Raw genomic sequence first — 15667 nt, 5'->3', positions numbered from 1 at the left:
CCGCCGCCCCTCAAGCCGCCTCTTCATGTCCTTCGCCCGCCTCAAGCCCGATCGCTTCGACCGTCGCGCCGGCGGCGACATCCGGCGACGAATCCGCGGACTTCGTATGCGCCCCGATCGGACCAAAACAGTCCGTGAGGTCCATGGGATCAAGCTGCAGCGGGTAGAGGTGTTCAGACATGGCGGCGAGGTTGGGTTAAGCGCGGCGCGATACTGCGCCACCATGCTATCGACCCAATCCCCCACCAATTTAGCCGCCCGCCCATCCTCTCTCCCTCTCGCCTAATCTCCCGTCGACTCGCTCGCCATGCCACAGCCTATCAGTCCCCTTGCTCGTCACCCGCAGCCCGCCGATCCGGCCGATCTCGCCGCTTTCCTCTACCCCGACTGCCTGCATCGCGACAGCCAGTGGGAAATGAGCCACGCCGAGCGCCACCTCCTGCGCGGCCTGATGGACCGCCTGCGCCCCCGCCTCGCGGTCGAAGTGGGCACTTTCCGCGGGGGCAGCCTCTCCATCATCAGCGCCTATTCGCAGAACGTCTTCGCCCTCGACATCGACCAATCGATCCCGGAGCGCCTGAAGCAGTTCAAGAACACCCAGTTCCTCATCGGCCCCTCCGCCCAGTCGTTGCCCATGCTGCTCGACAGCCTGCGCACCAAGAACCTCTGGCCGGACTTCATTCTCATCGACGCCGACCACAGTGAGGCCGGGGTGCGCGGTGACATCCAGAGCGTGCTCCGCCGCCAGCCCCTCAAACGCACCTACGTGCTCATGCACGACAGCTTCAACCCCGGCTGCCGCCGCGGCATTGAAACCGCCGGTTGGGAGCAATGCCCCTACGCCCACTTCGTCGAGGTCGACTACACCACCGGCTGCGTGGTCAATCAGCCTGGTAACCCAGCCAACGGGCAAATGTGGGGCGGACTCGGCCTCGCCGTGCTCGATCCCAAACCGCGCGCCGGCACCCTCACCCTCGACGCCTCGGGCCGAGAACTCTTTGAACGCTGCGCCGCGGTCGGCGCACCCCGTCCGAGCGCCCCGGTTGCCGCGCAATATGAGGTCGCCTGATGTCCACCGCGCTGCACATCGCTCTCTACACCGACGATCCCGGTAAAGGCGGCGTCGCCAACTATACCTATCAGATCGCGCACGGCCTGCTGGACGCCGGTCACCGCGTGTCGCTGGTGCAAACCCGCCACGAATCCGACGCCCTTTCGGCCCTCGCCGCGCGCGGTGTGAACTTCGTGTGGATCGACTACGACACCGGCGTCGACTTCGCGCGCACCATCACCGACACCGCCAGCGCCGAGCAGGCGCTCGACGCCCTGGGGGAGGTCGACCTCGTGTTCTACTCCGACTGTTGCCCCGTTTCGAACATCGCCGCCAAACACGTCACCCTGCATCGTGGGTTGCCCTTTGTGACGATGGTCCACTTCGTCGCGCCCTACCTCGCCGAGCGCTTCGCCCAGTGCCTGCCGATCGTGGGCAAACAATTCGCCGCCGCGCGCGCGGTCATCGCGGTATCCAGCGAGAACCTACAAGGGCTGCGCCAGCTCTTCGGCCTCGCGCCCGACCGCGGCCACGTGGTCTTCCCCAGCGCCAAGGACGTCTTCTTCGATACGCCCGCCGATCCCGCGAAGCGCCAGGCGCTGCGGGCCCGTCACCAGATCCCGGCCGACGCCATCGTGAGCTTCACCTCCGCCCGCCTCGATCCGATCAAGGGCCACATTTTCCAGATCCACGCGATGGAGCACCTGCTCAAGCAGAACCCGCGCTCCAAACTCCTGCTCGTCTGGGCCGGCGACGGCGACGCCCGCGCCTCCCTCGAAACCGAAGTGCGCAACCGCCGCCTCCAGGGCCGCATCCGCTTCATCGGTCTGCAAAGCGACATCCTCGGTTGGCTCGACGCCGCCGACGTGTTCACCCTCACCTCCCTGAGCGAAGGCATGCCCATCGCGATCATGGAGGCCATGGCCCGCCGTCTACCCGTCGTGGCAACACCGGTCAGTGGCATCCCCGAGGAACTGGCCGAGACCGGCAAGCTCACCGCCGACCCGCATCAGGATGCCGCCGGCGTCGTGCGCGACGTGATCGGTGCGTGGACCGATCTCTGTCGCACGCGCGAAGCCCGCACCCAACTCGGCGATGCCGCCCGCGCCCGGGCCGACAAACATTTCCGCACCGCGCGCATGTTGCGCGAAGTGATCGAGCTGATCGAAATCCACGCCCCCGCCGCGGCCGCGTGACCTGCCCGCCATGTCCGCCCGCACCCTCAACCACCGACTCGAACAACACTGCGCCGCACACCCCGACGCGGAGTTTGGTCGCTGGTGGCTCGGGGCGCAGGAGATCGGTGTCACCTACGCGGACCTTCACCGCGAGTCCGGTCGCATTGCCGCCTTGCTCGCCGCGCAGGGCATCACCGCCGGTGACATTGTCCTGATCGTCCTGCCGTCGGGACCGGAGCTGTGGTTCAGCTTCTTCGGCGCCCTGCGTGCCGGGGCCGTGCCGTCCTTCATGCCCGGTCCCAGCGCCAAGCAGGACCCCGTGCGCTACTGGGCCTCGCACGAAGCGCTGTTCGCACGCATCGGCCGGGGCGCGATCCTCACCGATGCCGACCGCGCCGCGGCGCTGCGGCAGCACCTGCCCGAAGCTCCGCAAATGGTCATCGATCTCGCGCAGGCCGCCGCATTTTCCCCCGACCAGGCGCCCAAGCACGACGCGGCTCCGCAGGACATCGCCTTGTTGCAACACAGCTCCGGCACCACCGGACTGAAGAAAGGCGTCGCCCTCAGCCACGACGCGATCTTCACGCAGCTCGCGTCCTACGGCACGCGGCTGGAGCTGCAAGCCACCGACCGCATCGTGTCCTGGCTGCCGCTTTATCACGACATGGGCCTGATCGCCTGCTTCCTCCTGCCGTTTGTGCATGGCGTGCCGGTCGTGATGCTCGATCCCTTCGAGTGGGTGGCCAGCCCCAAGCGGCTGCTGCAAGCCATCACCCGGCATCGGCCCACGCTCTTGTGGCAACCCAACTTCGCCTTCCATCACCTGTGCCGGACCGTGCGGCCATCGGGTGACTACGACCTGTCCAGCGTGCGCGCGTGGATCAACTGCTCGGAGCCCTGCCGTGCCGAAACTTTCGAAACCTTTGCGCGCCGCTTTGCCGGCATGGGCCTCGAGCCCACGAGTCTGCAGGTCTGTTACGCCATGGCCGAGACGGTGTTCGCCGTCACGCAAACCCGCCCCCACACCCGCGCCACCGATCTGCGGGTGCAACCACAACTGCTGCGTGAGCAACACCGCGTCGCCCTCGCCGAGCCGACCGACCCGGACGCGCAATCCTTCCTTTCCGCCGGATCGGTGATCGATGCCCTCGCGGTCACGATCGTGGACGCCCAAGGCCAGGCGTTGCCGCCCGACCACGTTGGCACGATTGCGATCACGGGCGCGTGCTTGTTTGATGGATACCACCGCCTGCCGGAAGTCACCGCCCAGAAGTTTCGCGATGGTCGCTACCTCACCGGCGACCTCGGTTTCCTGCACGACGGCGAACTCTACGTCGTCGGCCGCGAGGACGACCTCATCATCGTGCACGGTCGCAACTACACGGCCCACGAGCTGGAGTTTCTCATCAACCAAGTCCCCGGCGTGCACCCCGGCCGCAACGTCGCGCTGGGCTGGTTCCGCCGGGAAGTCGGCAGCCACGAAGTCGTGGTCATCGCGGAGTTCGACCAACTCCTCTCGCCCACCCGCTCACCCGAGGAGCTCGCCGCCGACATTCGCCACGAGTTGGTCAACGGCTCCGGTCTCGTGCCCTTCGACGTCTTGATCGTGCCGCCCGGCTGGCTGGTCAAAACCACCAGCGGCAAAATCGCCCGCGGCGCGAATCTCGAAAAATACGAAGCCGCCCGCCACCAGCCCGCGCCACGCCCGCTGCCGCGCGCGGCCTGAGCTCCCTTTACCTGTCCTCACCATGAACGCCTCCACCCTCGAACGCGTCGCCGACGTTATCCGCGAAACCCTGCATTGCGGCCCCGTCGATATCCAACGTTCCACCCGCGCCGTCGATGTGCGCGGCTGGGATTCGCTCTCCCACACCATGGTGCTCATGGCGGTGGAGGACGCCTTCGGCCTCACCCTGCCCGAGGAACGCATCTTCGGTCTCGCCGACGTCGGTGAACTGGTCGACCTCGTCGACGAAACCCTCGTCGCCACCAAAGCCTGACGATGAGCGCCGACCGCAAACAGCGCCTGCTGGTTTACGGCAATTGTCAGGCCGGTTGGCTCACCCGTTTTCTCGGTGCCTTGCCCGAGGTCGCCGCCCGCTACGAGCTCACCTACCTGACCGACTACGAGCACATCCCGGCGGATCATCCGACGCAGGCGCCGGGCTTCTTCGAAGGCGTCGAAGTGTGCGTTTGGCAAACCGCCGCCACGCGTGGCAACCCGGCCTTTCTCGATGCCATCCCCGCAACCGCGCGGCAGATTCGTTTTCCCACCCTGTGGCTCAAGATGCTCTGGCCGACCTATGTGGTCGACCCCCGCAATCAGCCCGAGCCCAACCATCCGTGGGGCCGCTACCCCTACGGCGATCGCATCGTGGTGCGTCTCCTGGAGCAAGGCGTCGCGCCGACCGACATCCCGGCGCGCTATCGCGAGACCGACCTCAATCAGATCGTGAACCTCGAGCGCTTCGGCCGCATGTGTCTCGCTGAGCTGCGCCACAACGACCGCCAGTCCGACGTCGCCATCACGCCGCTGATCGAGCGCGATCTCGCGAGCCACAAACTTTTCGGCACGGTCAATCACCCGACCTTCCGCACGCTCCACGCGATCGGCACCGGCGTCGCCCAGCACCTGCTCGACGGCGCGGTCGAGTTGCCCGCCGCGCCGGCCAACGCCAACGACGTGCTCGGCGCCGAGGAAGTGCCGCTGCACCCGCAGATCATTGCCCACTACGGCCTGCAATGGACGACGCCCGCACGCCGTTGGCGCTATCGCTCCCGCCTCCTCGATCTCGACACCTATGTGCACGCTTACGCCGCCTGGGAGGACATCGCGATCGCCGAGCCGCCGCAGCTCTGGCTCGAACGCGCCCGCCAGGAAGCCGATCTCGGTCAAATCGCCGAAGCCGAACGCATCCTCCTCGAAGCCGTCGCGAAGTTCCCCGAGCTGCCGCCCTTCCTGCACTACCTCGGCCTGCTGCGACTGCGCCGCAACGCCCCCGTCGAAGCCGAGCAGGTCTTCCGCTTCGCGCTGCAACGCTTCCCGCAACACGCGCCGTTTCACCATCAACTCGGCGTGGCTCTCGCCGGCCAAGGCCTGCTCGCCCCCGCGATCGAAGCGCTCACGCAAGCGCAACGCCTGGAGCCCCAAAACCGCGAAGTAAGCGCCCTGCGCAACAAACTGCAGGTGCTCGCAAGGCGCGCGGCGTGAGCAATCATTAAAGGTGGACGCCGACCTCCGGACGGCGTCCCGCTCTGCCTCTCGACCAACTCCCCCCTTGGGGCAACACAACGCGGTCGGAGACGTCCGCGTCCACCACCCACCTTACGGCAGCACCAGATCCCGCAGGTCGCTCACGAACGGCAGTCCGAGCGCTTCCTGTTGCGCGATGACTTTCGGTTTCGACGTCGCGGAGCGCACCGCGACCGCGGCGATGCCGGCATTGGCCGCGGTTTCCCAATCCGTCGGCATGTCGCCGAGCATGACGCAGTGTTCCGGGTCGAGCTCGTGCTCGCGGATCTTCTCCAGCAAAAAATCCGGCTTCGGTTTCCGGTAACGACTCGGCTCGTCGGGTCGTTCCGGCGCGATGCAGATCTCGGTGAAGACATCGGGTCCGAGCCCAATCAACTCGACCATGCGCACGTTGCAGGCCTCCGCCTCGGCGAGCGTGAAGTAACCGCGCCCCACCCCACTTTGGTTGGTGAGCACAAACAGCAGGTAACCCGCATCGCGCGCTGCTGCGAGCAGCTCCGACACGCCCGGCAACAAGCGGACCTGCGCGGGATCGCGCAGGTAATGCACGTGCTCGATGAGCGTGCCATCCCGATCAAAAAACAAAGCGCCGCGTTTCATGCGGCGCCCTTATCGCGCTTGGTGCGCGCGGACTCAAGCAGCCGCTTGTCCACCGGCTTGGTAAATGTGGCCGGCCTTGTTGACCGTATCCATCATCCAATACGAACGCCAGTGGAGCCAGTCGCGTTCGATGTCGGGGTAATCCGCGCAACCGTCCTCGCGCAGCAAGCGCTCCATCTCCGCATAGCGCGCGGCGGTTTCCCACAGGTGCAGGTTGGACGAGTAGTTCGTCTTGGCCTGATACACGCGCTGACAGGCAAAGAAGGTCTGATCGAAGAACATGCCGTGGCGGAACGCCAGGGAGTGGTTCAGGTAATAATCCACCTGCGGGCCGAGGTTGACCATGAGGTCGTCGATGCTGCGCCCGCCCTGCCCCAACCACCAGTCGGTGCGGAAGATCGCACTCGGCGAGGTGACGACGGAACGGCACTTGAGGAAACCTTCGCAGCATTGGCGCGGGGTGTTGTAGCCAACGGTTTCGGCCGTGCCCATGCCACCAGTGATCTTGTTCAACTCATCGGTGAAGATGCCGCAGATGCCGTAAAACCCGGCCGGGCGTTCGTCGCGCTCCAGTGCCGTTACGGCGCGTTGGAAGAACTCCTTGTTGGCCACGAAGTCATCGGCCGCGGTGCAGTAAAGATACTTGCCGCGCACCCGCGACAACATGTCCTGCGCGGCCGGCATCACGCCGCGGTTTTCCGGGAAGTAGTTCACCTTGAGGCGCGAGTCCTTCTTTTCGTATTCGCGCAGGATGTCGCGGCTCTCATCCGTCGAACCGTCTTCGGTGACCACGATTTCAAAGTCCCGAAACGTCTGCATGAGCATGCCGTTGAGGCACTGCCGCAGGTAGCGGCCGTAGTTATAGCTGGCGAAGCAGACGGAAAGGAGCGGCGGACGGGAGGACATCTGAAGGGGAATCGAAAGGGTCAGCTTTAAGCGTTGGTGGAAGCCACCGGCGCGGGGACGGGAGCCGGGCTGTCATCCCACGTTGGGATCATCATCGCCTCGGCAAATTCACGGCGTTCAAGCAGCGGCGCCATGTCTTCCAACGGTCGGGCGGCAAAGGTGCCATCTTCGCGCTGGCGGAATCCCTGGCGGGGCGTGATTTCCTGATTCGGCGCGGTGTGCACCACGCACAGGCTTGGACCCGGAGCCGCCAGAGCGGCGGCCAAACCGTCGGTCAACTGCCCGCGCTCGGTAATCTCAAAGACTGGCAACCCATAAGCGGCGGCCACCTTGGTGTAGTCGGGCAGACTCACGCCGCCCGACGCCTGCGAACCGGTGTAGCGTGCGCCGAGAAACTCACTCTGCGTGTGGCGGATCGACATGTAGCCGCGGTTGTCGGAGATGAAGATTTTGACCGGCAGTTGATGATGCAGGATCGTTTGCAACTCCTGGATATTGAGTTGCGCGCTTCCGTCCCCGCACAGGCAGATGGTGCGACGACGTTCCCCACCGATGCAGATGCCAATGCTCTCCGGAAAGCCGGACCCCATCGAACACAGGGCGGTCGAGAGATACATGCGTTGCCGGCCCTTCAGCTCAAAGGTCTGGAAGGAGGTGTAGACGTTGGTGCCACCGCCATCGACGACGATGAGATCGTCCTCTGCGCTCAGATTCGACAAGGTGCGCACGTAGTCGTAGGGGCTGATCTCACCCTCAGTCGGTGCCGGCGGCTGCAGGTAGTCGCGGTAACGTTCGCACGCCGCCATCCAAGCGCCCCGCGAGGCCGGCGCCGCGAAGGGCGCCCGGGTGATCAGCCGATCAAGGAAGCGCCCCGCATCCGCCTGCACGGGCAGGTGCACCGGCACGGTGCGTTCGGCGAGTTCATCGGGGTCGATGTCAACGACCACGACCTTCGCTGTGCGGGCAAAGGCGTCGAACATGGTCCCGGTCACCGGAATGTTCAGGTGGGAGCCCACCGCGATGAGCAGGTCACAGTTCTGCACCGCGAGGTTGGCGCCACGCTGGCCGGCGACACCCGGCCGACCAAGGTTGAGCGGATGCCCGCTGGGCATCACGTCGATGGCGCCCCAGGTGGTGACAAAAGGAAGTTGGGTTTCTTCAACCAAGCGCGCGAACTTGTCGCGGGCCCCGCTGCGCACGACGCCGTAGCCGGCCAGCAACAAGGGACGCTCCGCCTGCGCGATCCAAGTGGTGAGGGTGTCGATCGACTCCGTGGCCGGCTCCAGCACGAGCTCGGCCGTGGTGGCGTCTTCGGCCGGATCGTAGTGCCGGCAGGTGAGCGGATCGATTTCGGTCCACTGCAGGTCGAGCGGCAGGTCGATCCACACCGGCCCGGGGCGACCGCTGGTGGCGAGATGGAGCGCACGGCCGAGTTCGTAGGGAAAGTCTTCGGCCTTTTCGACCATGACGGCCGACTTGGTCAGGCTCTCTACCAGCGGAATCACATCCAGTTCCTGCGTGCCCAGTTGGCGGATACGCTTGTGCCGGGTGGTGTGCGCCACCCGGGTCTGGCCCGACACAAAAAGACAGGGCACCGAATCCAGCCACGCGGCCGCGAGCCCGGTGATGGCATTGGTCACGCCCGGACCCGTCGTCACGAAACACACCCCGAGATTTTCGGTGATGCGCGCATTGGCCTGCGCGGCGAAGGCCGCCGCCTGTTCGTGGTGATGAAAGATCGGCTCGATGCGACCGGTCTGCGCGGCCGAATCGAACAGGTGCACGACGGCGCCACCGGTGAGGCCAAAGACGTGCTTCACGCCGTGGTCGGCGAGGGTCTCGGCGAGGTAGTCGGTGAGTTTCATGACGAAGCAGCGGAGGGTTGCGCCGGAGGGTTTCAGCCCACGCCGTTGAAGTGGAAATAGTGCCGGGCCTGACCGCCCTCGACCGGGACGATGGAGCCCACGCAGAACGAGGCCTGCTGCGAGCAGAGCAGCGCCACCATGGGGCTGATCTCATCGGTGCGACCGAAACGCTTCAGCACGGTGCGCTCTTCCAGGTATTTTTCGGCGTGCTCGGGACGTTCCTCCATCACGGTGGCCCAGTGGCCGCGCTCGGTGAACACGACGCCGGGTAACACGGCCGACATGACAATGCCGTCGGTGGCAAGCACGCGGCCCATGGAGCGGGTGTAGGCGGTGTAGGCCGCCTTGACCGAGCAATACGGCACGGGCCCACTGTTCTCCATCGAAGCCCCGGCGGAGATGTTCACGATCCGGCCCCAGCCCTTCTCCTTCATCGACGGGATGAAGCAGTTGTTGGTTTCGATGTGCACCTCGAGGTTGAGGCGGAAAATCCGGCGCCAGTCGGTGATCGGACACAGCGGATCGGTCACGCCCAGCGTGTCGCCCACGTTGTTGACGACGATGTCGGGCACGCCCCAGTTGGCGCGCAATTCGTCGGCCATGCGTTGCGGGCCGCCCTCTTCGGCAATGTCGATGACGATAGCGTAGTGGCCGGCATCCTTGCCGCCCAGGCGTTCGAGTGCGGCAGCGGCGTCATCGGGTTTGCGGGTGGTGAAGGCGACACTCACGCCCTCACGGGCGAGCTCGGCGCAGATGGCGGCGCCGATGCCGGTGGCTCCGCCGGTGACGACGGCTTTCTTTCCTTTGATTCCAAGATCCATGGCTGGGGTTCCGTGGTTAAGCAGCGACCTCCTCGGCCGCTTTGGCCGCCAGTTCCTTGGCGACTTCGATGATGATGTCTTCCTGACCCGCCACGACTTTGCGGCGGCCCAGTTCGAAATAGAGATCGCGCGCATCGACGCCGAATTGGCGGGAGATGCGGGCGGCGGGTTGGGCAAAGGTCGAGACCACGCCGGCCATGCCACTCACGATGCTGCCCGAACGCACGACAGGCACGGTCTCCAGGATCTGCTCCTCGGCGAGATCGGACAACTCGAGCACCTTGTAGAGATCGATCCCGGTTTCATAACCGAGCTTATGCAACACACCCACGAGCACCTCGAGTTGGGTGTTGCCGGCGCCGGCGCCAAAACCGCGGGCCGTGCCGTCGACGATGGTCGCACCGACTTCGAGGGCGGCGACGGAATTGGCCACCGCCATGCCGAGGTTGTTGTGCGCGTGAAAACCGACCGCGATGTCGAGGCCCTGAACCATGACGTCAACGCGGCGCCGCACCTCATCGGGCAGCAGCGCGCCGGCGGAGTCCATGAGCACGACGCCTTGGGCACCAGCATCGGCCATCTTGCGAGCCTCCTCGCGCAGCGTTTCCGGCTCGGCCATGTGACTCATCATGAGGTTGCCGTAGGCCGCGCAGCCGCGTTCGCGGGCGTAGGTCAGATGACGGAGCGTGGTGTCGGCCTCGGTGCAATGCGAACCCACGCGCACGACCTCGGCACCGAGATCGATAGCCGGGCCCAGGTCGCGTTTGATGGTGCCGAAACCAGCGATCACAAACACGCCGAGACGGGAGCGCTGCAGGTTGGCGCGGGCGACCCGAATCATGTCGGCATCGGACACCCGGGCGAGACCGAGTTGCAGAGAGGACGCAGCCAGACCGTTGCCGTGGCCGACCTCCACCACCGGAATGCCGGCGACATCGGCGGCGCGACAGTAGGCCCCGATCTGGGCTTCGCTGAGTTGGTGCGCGACCGCGTGGTTGCCGTCGCGGAGGGTGGGATCACTGACGAGAATCGAGGTCATGCGGCGACGAGCTCCGGGATAGGCACCTCGCCGGCCGGGATGCGTTCGGCGGCGGCGATGGCGGCGCAGTTGATGATGTCGAGATTGCCGGCGTAGGTCGGCAGCGAGTCCCCGCGACCGGCGACCCGGACCATGACGACCACACGGTTTTGTTCATAGACCGGCGGCACGATGAGTTCGTAACCCGGCACGTAAGCGCGGATGCGGGTGATCATGGCGTCGACGCTGGCCCGCACCCGGTCGAGGTCGGCCGAGGCCACTTTGGCGCTCACGGTCGTTTGCATGTGAATCGGCGGATTGGCCGGGTTGAGAATGAGAATGGCCTTGGTGCGGGCGCAGCCGGAAAAGCGCTCCAGGCCGCGCTCGGTGGTTTCGATGTATTCGTCGAGATTGGCGCGGGTGGCGGGGCCGGCACTGAGGGACGCGATGGAGGACACCGCCTCGATGTATTCGATATCCGGCAATACCGCGGCGAGCGCGTGCGCCATGGGGATGGCAGCCTGGCCGCCGCAGCTCACCATGTTGATGTTCTGGGCTAGTTCGGCGCCGTGCGGATCGACCGCGGGCACGAACATCGTCCCAAGGTTGGACGGCGTCATGTCGATGACCCGTTTGCCGAGCTGGCGCAGCAAGGGCCAGTGCCGTAGATGATCGGCCGCCGAAGTGGCATCGAAAACCACATCGCAAACCGACGGTTCACGGGTGATCGCATCGATGCCGTCGGCTGAAACCCTCACCCCGAGTTCGCGCGCCCGAGCCAACTGCGGGCTCATAGGATTGCGCCCCACGAACAGGCCACATTCGAGCAAAGGAGACCGCAGGACTTTGACCAACAGGTCGAAGCCGATTCGGCCGCTGCCGAGAATGGCGACTTTGAGTTTGGGCTCCATACGCAAGGGTCAGAAGGGGTTGTTCGGCAGGAGGAGATACCGCGCGCGTTTTTCGATCAAACGTGGGACCAAGGTGCGGGCGCTGTCCAAGGCCGTGAGCAGCACCGCGTGGTCGGAGAGGTCATCGAACTCGGCGCCGCTCGCGATCGTGGTGGCGATGCTCGGCCAGGTTCGACCGGTCTTGTCCGGGTTGTCGTCCACAATGGCCAGGAGTTCGCTGAAATCGGTGCCCATGTGATAAGCGAGCGTCGGCACCATTTGGGCGGCGCCAAACCCCACCGCCGGCACGCCGCGATCCAGGTGCGAATCCAGTTGGGCCTTGAGGTCGGCCAGTTGGCGCCGGTAGCGAGTGAACTGCTCCCGAATGCCCGCGGTAGCGTGCGCCGCCGGACGGACTTCGGTTTCGAAAAAGCCGGCGTGGTCCGGCTTGCGAAACGCCACCATCATCGTGCCCAGCCAATAACCGTAGTTGTAGCGATGATCGATATACTCGCCGCCCAAACGGGCGATCATGCGCTGCACCGAAGCCAACGAGAAGTAGTTGAGGTGTTGGTGGAAAATTTGGTCGAAGCGATTGATCGCGAGCAAGGTATCCAGACTCGGAATCTCGATCATGAACAAGGCCCCCGGACGGGCGTGCTCGAAGATCGGACCGAGGGAGGCCAAGGGGTTGTCGACATGCTCCAGGGTGTGGACCGACACCACCAGGTCGGGCGCTTGCGGTAGATCCGCGGAGCCGATCTCCTCGATGTATTTCCCGAACACCTTGATCTCACCGGCCTCAGCCGGTTGATGGTCCTTCCAGATCGGATCGAACCCGGTCAGGTGCGTGGCGCGGGCTTGCAGCTTCTTGAGCAGGTAGAGGTCGTTGCAGCCGATCTCGGCGACCGATTCGAAATGCCGGTCGCCGGCCACATCCTCGATGAAACGATGGAAGAAGTCATTGCCCCGGGTGGAAATGGGACTGAGCGAAGACCGGTGCGTGTAGGTGTCCTGATAAAGGTAGGTTGGGTCGACCGAGTCCCGGAGCTGGCCGTGACCGCAGGCGGTGCAACGCAGCAGCGCCTGGTCGAACTCGGGGTAGTCGGCCCGGGTCTGGGGAGTAACAAAAATGCCGGTCAGCGGCAGGCGCGGCAGATCGAGCACCTCCTCCAGTGCGTTGCAGCCGCAGGCGGAGCAGCAGGAGCGTTGGTGGGTGGCGACTTTTTCAGCACGAGGTTTTTCAAGCGTGGAGGGCATCGGAGGTGCGGCGGTGAAGGTTGAGGATCGGGTGTAGTGTAAAAAGGGTGACGACTCAGGCGGCGGCGCTGAGCGCGGGAAGCGAAGCTACGGTGGCAGGGGCGTCGGGCAGGAATTGGAACGCGTCCGCGAGGTCGGCCACAGAGCCCGGGTAGGGCCGGCGGATCTGATCGGTCGCGGCAAAGGGCAAAGTCGTCGGCGCGGCGTTGGCATCAAAAACGACTTGTGGCACCGCGCTGAAGTGAGCGGCGCAGGATACGCCCGAGGTGTAACCGAGGTAACCTTGCACGGTCTCGAGCAGCGCAAGCTGCGTCATGGTTTCGATGCCCAGATCGGCTGCGCGGTAAGCGCCAGCGCCGAGGCGCCAGCAGAACTCCACCGGCTCGTCCCCCAGCACGATAAATTCGCACTCCCCGGGCCGGGCATGACGGGCGAAGAACTCCATCCACTGGGAGACCAGCGCAAAGGGATCATCGGCCTGCGCGAACACCGACCGCGGCACATGCACGGCATAGAGTCGCGCGGCGAAGTGGCGGCGGAGGGTCCGAGCGGCGCGGCGGAGGGCATCGGACCAGTGCAGCCGCGGAGTCACCCCACGGGCGGCGCTGAACTCGATGAGCGGAGAAATATCAATGGCGGCTTCGTCGGCGGTTTGCGCAGGCCGCGGCAAGGCGACGGTCCGATGATTTTCCGCGGCGGTGGTCTCAATTTGGAATGCGAAGCCGGAGGCCGCAAAAACACGGCGCAGCAGCATTTCTCCCTGCGGCCACCGTGGCGACGTGCCGCAGAGGTTTACCCGCAGGGCGGTGGCGACATCGCCGCCGTCATTACTTTGGACCCAAGCGTTCAGCTCCGCCCGCATGCGCAGCAGCAGAGCATCGGCCAGCGACGGCGTGCGCTGGGTGAGATCCCAGCTGATCGCCGCGGCGGTGGCGGTGGATTGCGCGTTGGATGTAGGACGGGACATCAGGCGGCGGCGGGGAAGGTCACCATCGTGTGCACGGCCTCTCCCTGGCGCATGGCGGTGATGGCTTGGTTGATGTCGGTGAGCGAGGTGCGGTGCGTGACCATGCCTCGCGGGTCGAAGCGTCCGCCGCGCATGGCGCGGAGGTAACGCGGGATGTCTTCGGCCGGGCGGCTGGACCCGCCTTCGGTGCCGGTGAGCACCTTGCCGAAATGCAATGGCAGTGTATTGAGTGAAAACTGACGGTCGTGGCGCATCACGCCGATGAGCACGAGGCGGCCGGTGCGGCCGAGGAGTTGCCAGGCTTGATCGAGCACGGCGGGTTGACCGGTGCCGTCAATCACGACGTCGACGGACTCGCCGTCGAGCAGCGTGCGCACACGTTCAACGAGATCGTATTTCGAGGTGTTAACCGTGTGGGTGGCACCGAACTGGGCCGCCTTTTCAAGCTTGTTGGGCAACAGGTCGGCCGCGATCACCGGGTAGGCGCCGGCGAGGCTGGCGGCCTGAATGGCGCCGAGGCCGATGCCGCCCGCGCCGATGACGAGCACGGACTCGCCGATCTCAACCTTGGCCTCACGCGTGACGGTGCCGAAGCCGGTGGTGAGCGTGTCCGCCAGGAGCGCGGCCACCTCGAAGTCGACGTCGGCCGGGATGACGGTGAGGCGGTTCTCCGAGACGACCGTGAACTGCTGGAAGGTGGTGATGTTGCCGGCGTTGATGACCTGCGAACCGCGGCGGTATTGCACGGGCTTGGCGTTGATGCCCTTGCCCGGGCGCCAGTGCACGACGACGTGGTCGCCGGGTTTGACCTGCGTGACCTCGGGGCCGACCTCGCGCACGACGCCGCCCGCCTCATGACCGAGCAGATGTGGCAGGTAACGATCGGGGCCCTTGGCGCCGTCGATCTCACCAAGCTGCGAACCACAGATGCGCGTCGCCCGGATTTCGACCAACACGTGCCCGTAGCCGAGCACCGGCAGCTCGATCTCGTCGATCTCGAGCGGTGCGCGCTGCTGCACTAAAATGGCGGCCTGGGTTTTCATCTAAGGCAGTTTTTTAACCACGGATGGACACAGATAGACCCGGATAGGGTGCCTGATATCTGTGTGCATCTGTGTTCATCCGTGGTGGAAAAATTCGGTTGGACGGGTCGTGGTTGATCAGGGGATGAACCAGTAGAAGTCGCCGGTGTAGCCGACTTGCTCGAAGAGGCTCTTCCAGTCGTCGACGTGGAAGTAGGACTCGGCGGTGAGGATCCAGGAGAGGAGACGTTGGTGCTCTTCTTCGGTGTGCCAGGCGTCGACGGTGATGTAGGACGCGCCGCGGCTCACGCGCTCGATCTCGGCCAGGGCGCGGCCGCAGGCGGCGGGGGCGAGGTTGTGAATCGAGTTAATGGATACAACGAAATCGAAGCTGTCGTCGGCGTAGGGCAGTTTCTCGCCCGAACCGATGTCGATAAATTCGCCCATGCCGCCGTGGGCGTTGAGCTTGGCGTAGGTCGAGACATCGATGCCGCGCACGGTGCAGTTGGGCAGCACCTGCTTGAAGTCGTGCATGAGGAAACCCTTGGCGGCGCCGACATCGAGGATGCGGGCGTCGGCCGGCAGGTTGTAGAACTCCACCATGCGCTCGGCCACCGGCAGCCAGCGGCCATCATAGCGGTAACCGCCGTAGCCGTGGCGGCGCTCGCCGTCGAAGAAGTCGAAGTCGAAGCGCTTCGCGATGGCACGGTCGGCGGCGGTCTTTTCCTCGGCGCGAGCCTTCAGGTTGCGTTTGGTCTGCGGCAGCCGATCGAGCAGGTTGATCTCGCGGCCGATGCGGACAGGGGGCGGTAGCGTGGCGGTGTCGCTCATGTTGA

At 65.3% G+C, this 15667-nt stretch carries 16 protein-coding genes; 5 read left to right on the top strand and 11 right to left on the bottom strand.

Annotated features, from left to right (window positions below; all coding sequences use genetic code 11):
- Positions 1 to 10: 10 nt before the first annotated feature.
- The gene (locus AC0MRV_RS12660) at positions 11 to 181 is read right to left on the bottom strand and encodes a hypothetical protein (protein WP_472764843.1); all 171 of its coding nucleotides are present in this window, start codon (positions 179 to 181) and stop codon (positions 11 to 13) included.
- A gap of 126 nt (positions 182 to 307) precedes the next feature.
- On the opposite strand from AC0MRV_RS12660, the gene AC0MRV_RS12655 reads away from it, so the two are divergent.
- From AC0MRV_RS12655 to AC0MRV_RS12635, 5 genes are read left to right on the top strand one after another with little or no spacing between them, the layout of a single operon-like run.
- On the top strand, positions 308 to 1069 hold the full coding sequence (locus tag AC0MRV_RS12655) for a class I SAM-dependent methyltransferase (protein WP_472764842.1): 762 nt from the start codon (positions 308 to 310) through the stop codon (positions 1067 to 1069).
- Complete coding sequence (locus AC0MRV_RS12650; protein WP_472764841.1) at positions 1069 to 2247, top strand: glycosyltransferase family 4 protein; 1179 nt, start codon at positions 1069 to 1071, stop codon at positions 2245 to 2247. Before AC0MRV_RS12655 ends, AC0MRV_RS12650 begins: the two co-directional genes overlap by 1 nt.
- Positions 2248 to 2257: 10 nt before the next feature.
- Positions 2258 to 3955, top strand: a complete 1698-nt coding sequence (locus AC0MRV_RS12645; RefSeq protein ID WP_472764840.1) for an AMP-binding protein — start codon at positions 2258 to 2260, stop codon at positions 3953 to 3955.
- Between the two features lie 22 nt (positions 3956 to 3977).
- Positions 3978 to 4229 carry an acyl carrier protein gene (locus tag AC0MRV_RS12640; protein ID WP_472764839.1) on the top strand — a complete coding sequence of 84 codons (252 nt, stop codon included), beginning with the start codon at positions 3978 to 3980 and terminating at the stop codon, positions 4227 to 4229.
- 2 nt (positions 4230 to 4231) lie between these two features.
- Entirely contained in the window at positions 4232 to 5440 is a 1209-nt protein-coding gene (locus AC0MRV_RS12635) for a WcbI family polysaccharide biosynthesis putative acetyltransferase (protein WP_472764838.1), read from the top strand.
- Between the two features lie 114 nt (positions 5441 to 5554).
- On the opposite strand, the gene AC0MRV_RS12630 is transcribed toward AC0MRV_RS12635, so the two are convergent.
- The 10 genes from AC0MRV_RS12630 to AC0MRV_RS12585 all read right to left on the bottom strand — a co-directional run bounded on the left by AC0MRV_RS12630 (position 5555) and on the right by AC0MRV_RS12585 (position 15662).
- Positions 5555 to 6082, bottom strand: a complete 528-nt coding sequence (locus AC0MRV_RS12630) for a D-glycero-alpha-D-manno-heptose-1,7-bisphosphate 7-phosphatase (RefSeq protein WP_472764837.1) — start codon at positions 6080 to 6082, stop codon at positions 5555 to 5557.
- A 33-nt stretch (positions 6083 to 6115) separates the two neighbouring features.
- Positions 6116 to 6988 (bottom strand): glycosyltransferase family 2 protein, encoded by an 873-nt coding sequence (locus AC0MRV_RS12625; RefSeq protein WP_472764836.1) that lies wholly within the window; start codon positions 6986 to 6988, stop codon positions 6116 to 6118.
- Positions 6989 to 7014: 26 nt separating this feature from the next.
- Positions 7015 to 8853, bottom strand: a complete 1839-nt coding sequence (locus tag AC0MRV_RS12620) for a thiamine pyrophosphate-binding protein (RefSeq protein ID WP_472764835.1) — start codon at positions 8851 to 8853, stop codon at positions 7015 to 7017.
- A 32-nt stretch (positions 8854 to 8885) separates the two neighbouring features.
- Positions 8886 to 9674 (bottom strand): SDR family NAD(P)-dependent oxidoreductase, encoded by a 789-nt coding sequence (locus AC0MRV_RS12615; RefSeq protein ID WP_472764834.1) that lies wholly within the window; start codon positions 9672 to 9674, stop codon positions 8886 to 8888.
- A gap of 16 nt (positions 9675 to 9690) precedes the next feature.
- Complete coding sequence (gene dmpG, locus AC0MRV_RS12610; RefSeq protein WP_472764833.1) at positions 9691 to 10713, bottom strand: 4-hydroxy-2-oxovalerate aldolase; 1023 nt, start codon at positions 10711 to 10713, stop codon at positions 9691 to 9693.
- Positions 10710 to 11603 (bottom strand): acetaldehyde dehydrogenase (acetylating), encoded by an 894-nt coding sequence (locus AC0MRV_RS12605; RefSeq protein WP_472764832.1) that lies wholly within the window; start codon positions 11601 to 11603, stop codon positions 10710 to 10712. Before AC0MRV_RS12605 ends, dmpG begins: the two co-directional genes overlap by 4 nt.
- Before the next feature lie 9 nt (positions 11604 to 11612).
- Entirely contained in the window at positions 11613 to 12842 is a 1230-nt protein-coding gene (locus tag AC0MRV_RS12600) for a class I SAM-dependent methyltransferase (protein ID WP_472764831.1), read from the bottom strand.
- Positions 12843 to 12897: 55 nt separating this feature from the next.
- Positions 12898 to 13809 carry a hypothetical protein gene (locus AC0MRV_RS12595; protein ID WP_472764830.1) on the bottom strand — a complete coding sequence of 304 codons (912 nt, stop codon included), beginning with the start codon at positions 13807 to 13809 and terminating at the stop codon, positions 12898 to 12900.
- Positions 13809 to 14852, bottom strand: coding sequence for a zinc-binding dehydrogenase (locus AC0MRV_RS12590; RefSeq protein ID WP_472764829.1), 1044 nt, complete (start codon positions 14850 to 14852; stop codon positions 13809 to 13811). The genes AC0MRV_RS12595 and AC0MRV_RS12590 overlap by 1 nt, the downstream gene beginning before the upstream one ends.
- A 117-nt stretch (positions 14853 to 14969) precedes the next feature.
- Positions 14970 to 15662, bottom strand: a complete 693-nt coding sequence (locus AC0MRV_RS12585) for a class I SAM-dependent methyltransferase (protein ID WP_472764828.1) — start codon at positions 15660 to 15662, stop codon at positions 14970 to 14972.
- Positions 15663 to 15667 lie beyond the last annotated feature (5 nt).

The organism is Actomonas spartinae (genome assembly GCF_051209155.1).
Lineage (GTDB): Bacteria > Verrucomicrobiota > Verrucomicrobiia > Opitutales > Opitutaceae > Actomonas.
This window is presented reverse-complemented; position numbering and strand designations above follow the sequence as displayed.

Bases quoted from the DNA above. Each gene is read 5' to 3' on its own strand.
- AC0MRV_RS12660 (WP_472764843.1), bottom strand. From the start codon at position 181: ATGTCTGAACACCTCTACCCGCTGCAGCTTGATCCCATGGACCTCACG.
- AC0MRV_RS12655 (WP_472764842.1), top strand. From the start codon at position 308: ATGCCACAGCCTATCAGTCCCCTTGCTCGTCACCCGCAGCCCGCCGAT.
- AC0MRV_RS12650 (WP_472764841.1), top strand. From the start codon at position 1,069: ATGTCCACCGCGCTGCACATCGCTCTCTACACCGACGATCCCGGTAAA.
- AC0MRV_RS12645 (WP_472764840.1), top strand. From the start codon at position 2,258: ATGTCCGCCCGCACCCTCAACCACCGACTCGAACAACACTGCGCCGCA.
- AC0MRV_RS12640 (WP_472764839.1), top strand. From the start codon at position 3,978: ATGAACGCCTCCACCCTCGAACGCGTCGCCGACGTTATCCGCGAAACC.
- AC0MRV_RS12635 (WP_472764838.1), top strand. From the start codon at position 4,232: ATGAGCGCCGACCGCAAACAGCGCCTGCTGGTTTACGGCAATTGTCAG.
- AC0MRV_RS12630 (WP_472764837.1), bottom strand. From the start codon at position 6,082: ATGAAACGCGGCGCTTTGTTTTTTGATCGGGATGGCACGCTCATCGAG.
- AC0MRV_RS12625 (WP_472764836.1), bottom strand. From the start codon at position 6,988: ATGTCCTCCCGTCCGCCGCTCCTTTCCGTCTGCTTCGCCAGCTATAAC.
- AC0MRV_RS12620 (WP_472764835.1), bottom strand. From the start codon at position 8,853: ATGAAACTCACCGACTACCTCGCCGAGACCCTCGCCGACCACGGCGTG.
- AC0MRV_RS12615 (WP_472764834.1), bottom strand. From the start codon at position 9,674: ATGGATCTTGGAATCAAAGGAAAGAAAGCCGTCGTCACCGGCGGAGCC.
- dmpG (WP_472764833.1), bottom strand. From the start codon at position 10,713: ATGACCTCGATTCTCGTCAGTGATCCCACCCTCCGCGACGGCAACCAC.
- AC0MRV_RS12605 (WP_472764832.1), bottom strand. From the start codon at position 11,603: ATGGAGCCCAAACTCAAAGTCGCCATTCTCGGCAGCGGCCGAATCGGC.
- AC0MRV_RS12600 (WP_472764831.1), bottom strand. From the start codon at position 12,842: ATGCCCTCCACGCTTGAAAAACCTCGTGCTGAAAAAGTCGCCACCCAC.
- AC0MRV_RS12595 (WP_472764830.1), bottom strand. From the start codon at position 13,809: ATGTCCCGTCCTACATCCAACGCGCAATCCACCGCCACCGCCGCGGCG.
- AC0MRV_RS12590 (WP_472764829.1), bottom strand. From the start codon at position 14,852: ATGAAAACCCAGGCCGCCATTTTAGTGCAGCAGCGCGCACCGCTCGAG.
- AC0MRV_RS12585 (WP_472764828.1), bottom strand. From the start codon at position 15,662: ATGAGCGACACCGCCACGCTACCGCCCCCTGTCCGCATCGGCCGCGAG.